Below are 12,842 nucleotides of genomic sequence, written 5' to 3'. Positions count from 1 at the left end.
CAGGAGGACATCGTGCAGATCGCCCATCAGGTCTTCGTCGTCACCGGTGCCGGCAACGGCATCGGCCGGGAGGTCGCGCTGGAGCTGCTGCGCCGCGAGGCGCGGGTCGCGGCCGTCGACCTGCGCGCTGAGGCGCTCGAGACCACGGCCGGTCTGGCGGGCGCGGGCGACCGGTTGTCACTGCATACCCTCGACATCACCGACCGGGAGGCGGTCGCGGGGCTGCCCGGGGAGGTCCTCGCCCACCACGGCCACCTCGACGGGCTGGTCAACGTCGCGGGGATCATCCAGCAGTTCGTGCCCTTCGTGGACCTCGGCTACGAGGAGATGGCGCGGGTGCTCGACGTCAACCTGTGGGGCACCATCCACACGACCAAGGCGGTGCTGCCGCACCTGATGGAGCGCCCGGAGGCGTGCGTGGTCAACGTCTCCAGCATGGGTGGCTTCGTGCCGGTGCCGGGGCAGACGCTCTACGGCGCGAGCAAGGCGGCGGTCAAGCTGCTGACCGAGGGGCTGTATGCCGAGCTGCGCGGCACTCCGGTGTCCGTCAGCGTCGTCTTCCCGGGCGCCATCGGCACCGAGATCACCACCAACTCCGGCGTCTCCACCCCGGGGGAGGAGCGGGCGCGGCAGGACCAGAGCGGGCACAAGACCCTCCCGCCGGCCAAGGCCGCGACGATCGTCGTCGACCGCGCGGTCGGCAAGGGCGACTTCCACGTCACGGTGGGCTCGGACGCCGCGCTGCTGGACCGCATTTCGCGGTTGTCGCCGCAGCGGGCGACGGACCTCATCGCGAAGCGGATGAAGGATCTGCTCGGCTGAGCAACCACTCGCGACGCTCGGTGGGGATGGGAGGAACTACTCGCGACGCTCGGTGGGTCAGGCTGCGGGGTCGAGCCGGTAACCACGACCGCGGACCGTCTGCAGCGTCGCCCGGCCGAAGGGGGCGTCGATGCGCCGGCGCAGCGCGGCGATCGACTGCTCGACGACGTTGGAGCTCGGCTCGTGCGCCGGGTCCCAGACCGCCTCGACCAGCACGTCGCGGGTGAGCACCTGGCCCGGGTGCCGGGCGAAGGTCTCCAGCAGCGTGAACAGGTGGGGTGAGAGCTCGATCGGTTCCTCGCCACGGCTGACCCGGTGCGCGGCCGGGTCCAGCGTGAGGTCGCCGACGACCAGGCTCGGGGTCGGCACCACCGGCTCGCGGCGAGCCAGCGCCCGCAGCCGCGCCACGATCTCCGGTATGCGGATCGGCCGACTCACGATGTCGTCGGCGCCGCCGTCCAGGGTCGCCACGACGTCGTCGGAGCTGCTGCGCCCGGCCACGACGAGGACCGGCGTCGCAGCCCCGGCGTCGCGCAGCCGGAGGCAGAGCCGGCGCTCGGTCTCGCCGGCGACCGGGACGCAGGCCACCGCCACCGCGATCCCGCCGGGTGTCTGCGGTGGTGACTCACGGCATACCCACACGGCCTCGGTGGTGTCCTCGACGAGCTCGACGGCGTAGCCCTCGGCGACGAGCGCGCGGCCCAGCCGCCGCGCCCCGTCGTCGCCGAGGTCGATGATCAGAACTCTCATGGCGTCCACGGTCCGTGCGCCCGCTGTGCTCCTGCTGTGGGGCGCACCGGTCGCAGATGTGGATCCCGCACACCGACGACACACCGACGGCACACGTGCGCAGGGCAGTCTCGCAGTGCTGGTCGGCAGATCAGCAGACCAGCACACCCCCTACGACCACGCAGGAGTGCACAGATGAAGCTCACCACTCGCGCCCTCGGCACCGCCGGAGCGACCCTGACCCTCGTGAGCGCCGGCGTCGTCGGCGCCGGGGCCGCCTCCGCCGCAGACACCGGCATCCCGGTGCTCGAGGCGATCAAGCAGTGCGAGAGCGGCGGCGACTACTCCGCCCAGAACCCCACCTCGACCGCGTCGGGCGCCTACCAGTTCCTCGACAGCACGTGGCAGGGCATGGACGCGGCGGCCGGCTACGCCCGCGCCACCGACGCGCCAGAGTCCGTGCAGGACGCGGCGGCGATCGAGCTCTACACCGAGCAGGGCACCACCCCGTGGCTGGCCTCGGCCTCCTGCTGGCAGGGCATGGGCTTCGAGTCCACGGGCGGCTCGGGCGAGGCGGCGACGACGGAGACGACGGCGGACACCGCGGCGACGGACGCTGCGGCGACGGACGCTGCTGCGGCCGGCGCGGGCACCAGCGACGCGGCCGCCGACGCGGGCGTCGCGGGCGGCGCTCCGGCCCAGCAGGCCGGCCGGGCGCCCCAGAACGGCGGGGCCGAGGGCGCGGCCCCGCAGGGCCCGCGCGAGGGCGGACCGGGCGCGCAGGGCGCGGCCGGGGCCCACGGCGCGGGCCGCGGTGGCGGAGCGGCGGGCGGCTGCTCCCGCTGACGCCACCGCATACCCGGCCGGGCCACCGACTCCCCTGCGGTGGCCCGGCCGGTGCGCGTGGAATATCTCGGGCCGTCCTGCGTTGATATAGTTGATTCGTCAATCAGACGTCGATCAGCCGCTCCACACCCCAGGAAAAGTGAGTCAGATGCAGTTCGGGATCTTCAGCGTCGGTGACCTCACGCAGGACCCGACGACGGGCCGCACGCCGAGCGAGGGCGAGCGCATCGCCGCGATGACGGCCTACGCGCTCAAGGCCGAGGAGGTCGGTCTCGACGTCTTCGCCAGCGGCCAGCACCACAACCCGCCCTTCGTGTCCTCCGCGCCGACGACGCACCTCGCCGCGATCGCCGCGCAGACCCACCAGCTGCAGCTGTCGACCGCGACGACCCTCATCACGACGACCGACCCGGTGCGCATCGCGGAGGACTACGCCTTTCTGCAGCACCTGTCCGGTGGCCGCGTCGACCTCATGATGGGCCGCGGCAACACCGGCCCGGTCTACCCGTGGTTCGGCAAGGACATCCGGCAGGGCGTGCCGCTCGCGATCGAGAACTACCACCTGCTGCGCCGGCTGTGGCGCGAGGAGGTCGTGGACTGGCAGGGCAAGTTCCGCACCCCGCTGTCGGGCTTCACCTCGACCCCGCGGCCGCTGGACGGCACGCCGCCCTTCGTGTGGCACGGCTCGATCCGGTCCACCGAGATCGCCGAGCAGGCCGCCTACTACGGCGACGGCTTCTTCCACAACAACATCTTCTGGAACATCGAGCACACCGCGCAGATGGTCGGGCTCTACCGTCGCCGCTTCGAGCACTACGGCCACGGCTCCGCCGACCAGGCGATCGTCGGGCTCGGCGGGCAGGTCTTCATGGCCGCCTCCGAGGCCGAGGCCAAGCGGGCGTTCCGGCCCTACTTCGACGTGGCGCCGGTCTATGGCCACGGCCCGAGCCTGGAGGAGTTCACCCGCGTCACGCCGCTGACCGTCGGCACTCCGGAGATGGTCATCGAGCGCACGCTGGGCTTCGCCGACGCGGTCGGTGACTACCAGCGCCAACTCTTCCTCATGGACCACGCCGGTCTGCCGCAGGACGTCGTCCTGGAGCAGATCGAGATCCTGGGCCGCGAGGTCGTGCCGGTGTTGCGTCGTGAGTTCGAGGCGCGTCGCCCCGCACACGTGCCCAGCGACCCGCCCACCCACGCCTCGCTGCTCGAGCAGGGCCCGTTCGCGCCGCACCACCTGGTCGCGCCCGCGCGAGCGAGCGCCGCGAGCGCAGACACCGCGCAGACCGCCGCGAGCGCCTGAGCCTGAGCACACGTCATACCGAAGGGAGCACGTCATGACCTGCCGCATCGTCGTCCTGACCGCCGGGCTGTCGCAGCCCAGCTCCACCCGGCTGCTCGCCGACCGGCTCGCCGACGCCGTCACCGCCCAGGTGACGGCGCGCGGCGAGGCCGCGGAGGTCGAGGTGATCGAGCTGCGTGAGCTCGCGCACGACCTGGCCACGACCATGACCACGGGGGGTATGCCGACCCCTGCCGTCCAGCGCGCGCAGGGGCTGGTGAGCTCTGCCGACGCCCTCGTGGCGGTCACCCCGGTCTTCGCCGCGAGCTATTCGGGGCTGTTCAAGATGTTCGTCGACGTGCTGGACCCGGACGCGATGTCGGGGATGCCGGTCCTCGTCGCCGCCACGGCGGGCACGGCCCGGCACCAGCTGGTGCTCGACCACGCGCTGCGGCCGCTCTTCAGCTACCTGCGCGCCGCGGTCGTGCCCACCGGCGTCTTCGCCGCGGCCGACGACTTCGGCGGCCCGGGGTCGCAGGACCTCGGCCGCCGGATCACCCGCGCGGCCGGCGAGCTCGCCGCCGCAGTTGTCACCGCGGGCATCGCGGGCTTCGGCCCCGAGACCGCCCCACGCCGGACCTCGGGCACCGGCGTCGACCAGGACGTCACGGACTTCGAGGGCCTGCTGGCCGACCTGGGGCAGTAGCCCCTCGCTGCGACCGTCGAATTCGACCACGGGAATCGTTGCCGGTGCGGCGATTCCCGTGGTCGAATTCGCCGGTCAGGAGCCCGGCTCACGCTTCGCCCAGGTGCGGCGGGCAGACTGGACGTGTGGACGAGCAGCGGCGCGGCGGTGGGTGCACGAGCGTCCTGTCCCTGCTGCTCATCCTGGGCCTGGTTATCAGCATGGTGATCTATCTCTCGCCCGGCCTCGACTTCGGCAACGTGCGCCGCACCGTCTCCTCCGACCGCTCCGCGGGCGTGCCCGGGTCAGGAGGCGAGGGCTACACCTTCATGCAGGTCACCGAGGGTGGCTCACCCGTGACGTGGGGGTGCGAGGCGCAGATCGAGCTCCAGGTCAACCCGCAGGGCGCGCCCGAGGGGTATGCCGAACTCGTCGCCTCGGCCGTGGCGCAGGTCAACGACGTCACGTCCTTCACCTTCGTGGTCGCCGGTGAGACCGACGACCGGGAGTTCACCGACCGAGGTCGGGGGCCGGTGCTGCTCGGGTGGGCCGACGAGCAGGAGGTGCCGGAGCTGGCGGGCTCGACCGCCGGGCTGGGTGGCTCGTCCTACGTGATCGGGCCGGGCGGTGGCGCCCGGTCGGTCGGAGGCATGGTCGTCCTCGACACCGACATGCCCGGCGGGTGGCTCCGCAGCCTCGACGATCGCGTGGTGCTGGTGCACGAGCTCATCCACGTGCTGGGGCTGGGGCACTCCGACGACCCCGGCGCCCTCATGGCGGCGGAGAACTCCGGCCAGGAGGAGCTGGCTGAGGGCGACCTCGCGGGTCTGGCGGCCCTGGAGCAGGCGGCCTGCGGCTGACCGTGTCGGGGGCTCTCCCTCACCCTCCTCGAATGCAGAAGCCGCCCTCCGGACCAGGTCCGGGGGCGGCTCTCGTGAGGCGTTGTGGGTCAGCCGCGGATGTGCTCGATCGGGCGCCAGGAGCGACCGATCTCGAGGATCACGTGGGCGCTGCTGCGGAAAGCCTGGGACAGAGCGGTCATGATGGCCACCTTTCTTCGTGTCGGGGTCTGACAATGAATACTCTGACAGATTTCGTGCGTTAGCACAAGCGGACATTTCTTACACGTACCATGTAGTTGTGCTGCATGGTCACTACAGGCTCGATGGGCGTCCCACGAGCGGCGTGCGAGCCCGGCCGGCGGTGCCTGTCGGCCTCGTGGCGGGTGCCTCGCCACGAGGCCTCTGACATGCAGAAAGCCGCCCTCCGGACCAGGTCCGGGGGCGGCTCTTGAGAAGGCGTCGGGGTCAGCCGCGGATGTGCTCGATCGGGCGCCACGCGCGACCGATCTCGAGGATCACGTGGGTGCTGCTGCGGAAAGCCTTGGACAGAGCGGTCATGATGGCCACCTTTCTTCGTGTCGGGGACTGACAATGAATACTCTGACAGGTTTCGCTCATTAGCACAAGCGAACAGTTCTTACGAATATGTGTAAGATCTGCTGCATGTTTGCACCCGAGCACCTGGTGAGTCTCAAGGCCGTCGTCGAGGAGGGGACCGTGCTCGCCGCAGCCGACCGCCTCGGCCTCACGCCGTCGGCGGTCAGCCAGCAGCTGGCGCGGCTGCAGAAGGAGGCAGGACAGCCCGTCCTCGTCCGTCGCGGCCGCAACGTGGTGCCCACCGATGCCGCCGAGGTACTGGTGCGCCTGGCGGGCCAGGTGGAGCAGCTGGACGAGGCGGCGCGGGCCGAGCTGGAGCACCTCACGAGGGACGTCTCCGGGCCGCTCGTGCTCTCCTCCTTCCCCACCGGCGTCACGGGTCTGCTGGCGCCCGCGTTCCGGCCGCTGCAGGAGCACCACCCGTTGCTGCGACTCACGGTCCGCGAGCTGACGCCCGAGGCGTCGCTCGCGGCACTGCGCCGCGGCGAGGTGGACCTGTCGATCGTGCATGACTGGACCGACCACCACATGGCCCTCCCGGAGGCCCTCACCGCGCGGGAGCTGGGCCATGACGTCGTCGACCTCATCGCGCCCCACGACCATGGGCTGCGCCTCAGCAGGGCTGGGGTGGTCGACATGGCCGATCTCGGGGGCCGCGACTGGGTCGACGACTCGCCAGGCGTCTTCAGCGACTGGCTGCTCTCGGCCTTGCACGAGCGCAGCCTCGACTACCGGATCGCCGCCAGCGTCGACACCTTCCCCAGCAAGATCTCCCTCGTCGCCGCCGGGCTCGGGATCGGGCTGATGCCGCGGCTGGGCCGTCCCGAGATGCCGGAGACGGTCGTCGCCATCCCGGTCCGCAACCCGCCGACCCGTCGCATCATGCTGGCGCACCGCGACTCCAGTGTCCGCCGCCCGGCCGTCGAGTCGGTGGTGCGGGAGATCCGCCGGGTCTGGGCGGACGAGCAGGGCCGGACCTCGGGCTGACACACCGCCGGACTTCGGTGTAGGCATGGAGTATGACGCCGACGTCCGCCGACCAGTCCGCCGCCACCACCGCATACCGGGCCGCACGGGACCAGCTCGTCGAGCTGCACGGGGATCCTGACCGGGCGCGCGAGGAGTTCCGCTATCCCGACGTGGGGGAGCGGTTCAACTGGGCGGTCGACTGGTTCGACGCGATCGCCCGCGGCAACGAGCGGCCGGCGCTCGTGGTCGTCGAGGAGGACGGCACCGACCAGACCCTGAGCTTCGACGAGATCGCCACGCGCTCCGACCAGATCGCGGCGCTCCTCGCCCATCAGGGCATCGGCCGGGGAGACAGCGTCGTCGTCATGCTGGGCAACCAGGTCGAGCTCTGGGACACGATGCTCGGGGTGATGAAGCTCGGCGCGGTCATCATGCCGACGACCACGGCGGCCGGTGCCGCGGACCTGCGGGATCGGCTCGAGCGCGGCGCCGCCCGCGCCGTCGTCGTCAACGCCGCCGACACGGCGAAGTTCGACGAGGTCCCGGGCGACTACGTCCGGCTGTCCGTGGGAGAGGCAGACGGGTGGACCGACCTGCGGACGGCATACCACGAGGACGTCTCGCCCGCCGAGCACCCGGGCACCGCTCCCGACGACCGGCTGCTGCTCTACTTCACCTCCGGCACGACCAACAAGCCCAAGCTCGTCGAGCACACCCAGGTGAGCTATCCCGTCGGCCACCTGTCGACGATGTCCTGGCTCGGGCTGCGCCCCGGCGACGTCCACTTCAACATCTCCAGCCCGGGCTGGGCCAAGCACGCGTGGAGCTGCTTCTTCGCCCCGTGGATCGCCGAGGCGACGATCCTGGTCTACAACTACGCCCGCTTCGACCCCGCCGCGCTGCTGAAGGTCCTCCGCAGCCACCGCGTCACGACCTTGTGCGCGCCGCCGACGGTCTGGCGCATGCTCATCAACGCCGACCTCTCCGGCGGTCCCGGCGCGCTGCGCGAGGTCATCGGCGCCGGCGAGCCGCTCAACCCCGAGGTCATCTCGCAGGTCCAGAAGCAGTGGGGGCTCACCCTGCGCGACGGTTACGGCCAGACCGAGACGACCGCGCAGATCGGCAACTGCCCGGGTGGGCGGGTCAAGCCGGGATCCATGGGTATGCCGCTTCCCGGCGTCCCCTCGGTGCTCGTCGATGTCGAGAGCGGGGAGAAGGTCGAGGGTCCGGGAGAGGGGGAGATCTGCCTCGACCTGTCCGCCTCACCGGTGGCGCTCATGACCGGCTACCAGGGCGACGAGGAGCGCAACGCCGAGGCGATGGCCGGCGGCTTCTACCACACCGGCGACGTCGCCGAACGGGACGCGCAAGGGATGATCACCTACGTCGGGCGCACCGACGACGTCTTCAAGGCCAGCGACTACAAGATCAGCCCGTTCGAGCTCGAGTCGGTGCTCATCGAGCACCCGGCCGTCGCCGAGGCGGCCGTCGTGCCGGCGCCGGACGAGGTGCGGCTCGCGGTGCCCAAGGCCTACGTCGCGCTGGTCGACGGCCACGAGCCGACGGCCGAGACCGCCCGCTCGATCCTCGCGCACGCCCGGGAGCACCTGCAGCCGTGGCAGCGGGTCCGGCGGGTCGAGTTCCACGAGCTGCCCAAGACGATCAGCGGCAAGATCCGCCGGGTCGAGCTGCGCGCCCGGGAGGAGGAGCTGGCGGGAAAATTCGGCGACGGCGGTGGTGGCGCCGCGCAGACCGAGTGGCGCGACAGCGACTTCCCGGACCTCAAGGGCTGATCAGGTCAGCAGTCGAGGGAGCACGGCGGCCACCCGCTCGCCGAGCTGGTCCGCGGCGGCCTGCGGGTCGTCGGCCGCCGCCACCAGCGCCTGCTCGAAGAGTCCGTCCAGGAGGGCATACACGGTGGGGGCGTCCACCAGCGCCGTCGTCCCGGCGAGCTCGGCGTAGCGCGACACGATCCGCCAGGTCATCGCCTCGAGCAGCTCGTCGATGGCGCGCACGTCCTCGCGCAGCGCCCCCTCGAAGAGGCTCTGCGTCCGCAGGTCGTACCAGAGCCGGTGCATCGGCGTCTCCTCGACCAGGGTGCGGGTCATCCGCTCGAGGAAGCCAGCGGCCAGCTCCTCCGGCGTGACCGCCGACTCCACGACCTCGTCGTAGCGGCGCGAGCAGATCGTCTTGTAGTGCCGGACGCAGTAGGAGATGAGCTCCACCTTGTCGCGGAAGTAGTAGTGGACCACGCCGTGGCTGAACTCGGAGTTGTTCGCGATCTCGCGCAGCGACGTCCGGGCATACCCGAGCTCGCCCAGCGTCTTGAGGGCCGACTCGGCGAGCTCGAGCCGACGCCGCCCGACCTTGTCCAGGGGTGCGGGTGTCCCCTCGGTGGTCGCGATCCCCATACCGGCCTCCTTCGCCGACACTCCAGCCTAGCCCTCCACCGCGCCGGAGCCGTTTATCGACGATCGTCGACCGGGCCAGGGACATGATCATCAGCCGCGGCTCCAACGCATCGCCGCCCATCGCCGACTCGTGGCGCCTTGGTGTTTTCGCGCCCGGATGCAGCCGGCCATAGGAACACGAAGGCGCCACGAGTGCGGGGCCGTCGTTCGGCCGCGTCAGCGGCCCGGGAGCTCCACGGGGCACGTGCCTAGAGCGTATGTCGGGTAGCCGGTCCCGTCGATGGTGGTCAGGCTCACCGTTCCGGCCGCCTCGGCCCTGGCCCGGCCGAGGTTCCAGCTCAGCGCGTCCTCGGTCAGCTCGTCGTCCGGGCGCCAGCCGACGGCGCAGTCGGCCAGCGTCACGCCGTCGTCGTCAGCCACCGTCCGGCCGACGACCTGCTCGTCCCCCAGGCCCTCGCGGATCGTCGGCACCGCGTCGGCCCCGAGGGTCTGCAGGTAGGTCAGGTCGAGGCGACCGGATTCGGCATACCGGTCGATGTTGCGCTGCGCGACCCAGGCCTCGGGGTTCGCCAGACCGATGACGAGCAGGAACGCCGCGCCCGACACCAGCGCCGCCCGCGGCAGCCAGGCGCCGCGCAGCCGCACCCCGGCCACGATGACGAGCACGACGAGCAGCCCCAGCCAGAGCTCGAAGGCGTCGACGAGCACGCGGAGCACGGTGAACCCGTAGGCCTCCTGGTAGACGTGCATCCGGTAGAGCGCCGACCCGACGACGACGAGCGTCAGCCCGCAGAGCGTGCCGAGCACCGAGCGCAGCAGCAGCCGGTCGCGCGGGGTCTCCTGCGCCGCCCGCCGCACGGTGAGCGCCACCGTGAGCAGGGTGAGCGCGGTCGCCAGGGTGAGCTGGCCGAAGCCCTGGTGGACGGACTCGGCATACGTCATGCCGGTGGTGCGCTGCACGAAGTCGTGCCCGCCGAAGAGCGCCGCCCCCTGCGCGAGGAGGAAGACGACGAAGGTCGCGACGACCACGCCGACCGGCACCAGCCACTCCCAGGTATGCCGGACGCGTCGCCCCGCGGGGAGCTGCACGAGGTTCACCCTCGGGGGGTTGAGCGCGAGGTAGCACGCGGCCAGGACGACCCCGCCGACGACGAACCAGGTGAAGCTGCGCAGCACGAGCGACTCGGCGATGTTCACCTCCGGCAGCAGGTCGCTCACCCACGCGCCGACCACCGCGTCGCCCGAGGCGAAGAGCCCGCCGAAGACCACGAGCGCGACCAGCGAGACCGCAGCGGTCCGCAGCACCGGCCACAGGAGGGTATGCCGTGAGGTCGCCGTGAGCGTACGCCCCAGCAGCGGGAGCCCGCGCAGGCCGCTGGCGACCCAGGAGATCGCGCCGGTCACCATCGCGGGGACTCCGCGGGCGTCGGTGAGCGCGGTCGTCACGAGGACGGCGGCCGTGAGTAGGGCGAGGACGGAGAGCCACTCGGCGGCGCGGAGCACGACGAGCGAGGCGAGCCCGAGGCAGAGCGCGGCGGACAGGATCGTCCACGGGTCGCGGCGCCGGGGCGAGAGGCGCAGCACGAGCCCGCCCGCGGCGAGGAGGACGAGGGCATACGCCAGACCGATGCCGCGATAGGGCAGCAGGATCGCGGCCAGCGCCCCGACCGCGACCGAGGCCCAGAGGGCGACGGGGGCCGTCCGCAGGCGTGCCGGCTCCGGCCAGAGGCGGCCGAAGAGGGTGTCGAAGACCGACGGCGTCGGCACGTCGAGGGGCTGACCCGCCCGGCGCGCCGGGGGCGGGGCCGTGGCGGTGGCTGTGCTCACGGGATCTTCGGGCATGGGCGCTCCTTCGGTGGTCGGGGTGTTCGGGTATGCCGTGGGCCGGGTGGGCAGGACGGCGCGGACCAGGGCGCCGTCGGCCTGCCCGCGCCCCACCGCGGCGACGCGGCCACCGTGCAGCTCGGTCACCCACCGCACGATCGAGAGGCCGAGACCCGTACCACCGCTGCTGTCGTCGCCGACGCCGAAGCGCGCGAAGAGCTTCTCGGCCCGACCCGGTGGGAAGCCGGGCCCGTCATCCTCGACCTCGAGCACCCAGGTCGTCTCGTGCGCCGCGCCGTCCCGTGAGCTCGCACGCACCCACACCGCACCGCCCTCGGGGCTGTGCCGCACCGCGTTGTCGAGCAGGTTGGTGACGACCTGGGCCAGGCGTGCCGGATCGGCCTCCACCTGCAGGTCGGCGGGGCTCACCCCCACCTCCACGGTGAGCTCGCGGGCGGTCACCCCGGGAGTCGACCGGGACTCAGCGGCGCACCGGTCCAGCAGATCCGAGACGCTCACCGGTTGCAGGTCCAGCGCAGTCACGCCCGCTTCCAACCGGCTGAGGTCGAGCAAGTCCTGCACCAGCGCGCTGAGCCGCTCGGACTGGTCCAGCGCCGTCTGCAGCGCCGTGTCGTCGGGGGTGACGACGCCGTCGACGAGGTTCTCCAGCAGCGCGCGCTGCGCGGCGAGCGGGGTCCGCAGCTCGTGCGAGACGGTCGCGAGCAGCTCCCGCCGCTGCTGGTCGGCGCCCTGGAGGTCGGTCGCCATGGTGTTGAACGCGGTCGCGAGCGCCCCCACCTCGTCGCCGGAGGTCGCGGTCACGCGGGTCGAGTAGTCACCCTCCGCCATCCGCCCCGCCGCGACCGTCATCTCCCGCAGCGGCGAGGTCATGCCCCGGGCCAGCCACTGGGTGACCGCGAGCGCGGCGGCGACCGAGACCGGGATCGTCAGCCAGGCGGTGACGCCCGACCGGTCGCCCACCTCGAAGATCACGACGGCCGCGAGGATGCTCACCGCGACGAGCACGCCGATCTTGACCGTGATCGAGCCGAGGCCCTCCAGGGGCCGCGCGGGCGCGCTCATTCCGGCACCTCCAGGGCATACCCGACGCCGTGCACGGTGCGCACCCGGGCGGCGCCGATCTTGGCGCGCAACGCCTTGACGTGGCTGTCGAGGGTCCGGGTGCCGTGCGCGTCGGCCCAGCCCCACACCTCGGTCATGAGGTCGTCGCGGCTGCGGACCGCCCCGGGCTCCTGCGCCAAGGCGGTGAGCAGGTCGAACTCCAGCGGGGTGAGGTGCACCGGCTCGCCCGCCACCCGGACCCGGCGCGTGGTGCGGTCGATCTCCACGTCGGCGGCCGACAGCACGGGCAGCCGGGCGCTCGCGAGCTCGGCCGCCTTCTCGACGCGGCGCAGCAGCGCCTGGACCCGGGCCACCACCTCGCGCATCCGGAAGGGCTTGGTCACGTAGTCGTCCGCGCCCGCCGCGAGGCCGACGAGGATGTCGGTCTCGTCGGTCTTCGCGGTGAGCATGAGGATGGGGACGGGGTGCTCGGCCTGGAGCCGGCGGCATACCTCCAGCCCGTCCAGTCCCGGCAGCATGAGGTCGAGCACCACCACGTCAGGGGTATGCCGTGCGGCCTCGGTCAGCGCGCCCGGCCCGTCCACGGCGCGCGCCACGGTGAATCCCTCGGCGGCGAGGCGGTCGGTGAGGGCCTGGTTGATCGTGGGGTCGTCCTCGACCACCAGCACCGTGCGCGAGCTCTGCGTCATGCTTCGAGCCTAGGTCTGCGCTGGTGGAGAGGGTGGTCGGCGGATGTGGAGGTTGTGTGAATG

General features: G+C 72.1%; 11 protein-coding genes. 7 read left to right on the top strand and 4 right to left on the bottom strand.

The genetic code is table 11. The features are described 5' to 3' along the window. The first annotated feature begins 12 nt into the window (after positions 1-12). On the top strand, positions 13-822 hold the full coding sequence (locus AC5PYY_RS03335; RefSeq protein WP_493898383.1) for an SDR family NAD(P)-dependent oxidoreductase: 810 nt from the start codon (positions 13-15) through the stop codon (positions 820-822). 57 nt (positions 823-879) lie between these two features. Here the strand turns inward: AC5PYY_RS03335 and AC5PYY_RS03330 are convergent, their stop codons facing one another. Beyond that, the gene (locus tag AC5PYY_RS03330; RefSeq protein ID WP_493898382.1) at positions 880-1,572 is read right to left on the bottom strand and encodes a response regulator transcription factor; all 693 of its coding nucleotides are present in this window, start codon (positions 1,570-1,572) and stop codon (positions 880-882) included. A gap of 174 nt (positions 1,573-1,746) precedes the next feature. Between AC5PYY_RS03330 and AC5PYY_RS03325 the strand changes: the two genes are divergently transcribed. From AC5PYY_RS03325 to AC5PYY_RS03300, 6 genes are all read left to right on the top strand, one after another. Continuing rightward, positions 1,747-2,397: a transglycosylase family protein gene (locus AC5PYY_RS03325; RefSeq protein ID WP_493898381.1), complete on the top strand. Its 651-nt coding sequence runs from the start codon at positions 1,747-1,749 to the stop codon at positions 2,395-2,397. Positions 2,398-2,545: 148 nt separating this feature from the next. Beyond that, positions 2,546-3,700 (top strand): LLM class flavin-dependent oxidoreductase, encoded by a 1,155-nt coding sequence (locus AC5PYY_RS03320; RefSeq protein ID WP_493899318.1) that lies wholly within the window; start codon positions 2,546-2,548, stop codon positions 3,698-3,700. Between the two features lie 34 nt (positions 3,701-3,734). After that, entirely contained in the window at positions 3,735-4,385 is a 651-nt protein-coding gene (locus AC5PYY_RS03315; protein WP_493898380.1) for an FMN reductase, read from the top strand. A 125-nt stretch (positions 4,386-4,510) separates the two neighbouring features. Next, positions 4,511-5,224: a matrixin family metalloprotease gene (locus AC5PYY_RS03310; protein ID WP_493898379.1), complete on the top strand. Its 714-nt coding sequence runs from the start codon at positions 4,511-4,513 to the stop codon at positions 5,222-5,224. Positions 5,225-5,869: 645 nt separating this feature from the next. Beyond that, entirely contained in the window at positions 5,870-6,790 is a 921-nt protein-coding gene (locus tag AC5PYY_RS03305; RefSeq protein WP_493898378.1) for a LysR family transcriptional regulator, read from the top strand. Positions 6,791-6,822: 32 nt separating this feature from the next. Then, positions 6,823-8,565, top strand: a complete 1,743-nt coding sequence (locus tag AC5PYY_RS03300) for an AMP-binding protein (RefSeq protein WP_493898377.1) — start codon at positions 6,823-6,825, stop codon at positions 8,563-8,565. On the opposite strand, the gene AC5PYY_RS03295 is transcribed toward AC5PYY_RS03300, so the two are convergent. From AC5PYY_RS03295 to AC5PYY_RS03285, 3 genes are all read right to left on the bottom strand, one after another. Further along, entirely contained in the window at positions 8,566-9,183 is a 618-nt protein-coding gene (locus AC5PYY_RS03295; RefSeq protein ID WP_493898376.1) for a TetR/AcrR family transcriptional regulator, read from the bottom strand. A gap of 216 nt (positions 9,184-9,399) precedes the next feature. Next, a complete protein-coding gene (locus tag AC5PYY_RS03290; RefSeq protein WP_493898375.1) occupies positions 9,400-12,090 on the bottom strand; it encodes a DUF4153 domain-containing protein in 2,691 nt (896 codons plus the stop codon). Continuing rightward, entirely contained in the window at positions 12,087-12,779 is a 693-nt protein-coding gene (locus AC5PYY_RS03285; protein ID WP_493898374.1) for a response regulator, read from the bottom strand. The genes AC5PYY_RS03290 and AC5PYY_RS03285 overlap by 4 nt, the downstream gene beginning before the upstream one ends. Positions 12,780-12,842: the final 63 nt, after the last annotated feature.

This window comes from Serinicoccus sp. JS2-9, assembly GCF_059025165.1.
The sequence above is the reverse complement of the archived record's forward strand: the minus strand, read 5'-3'. Positions and strand labels throughout refer to the sequence as shown.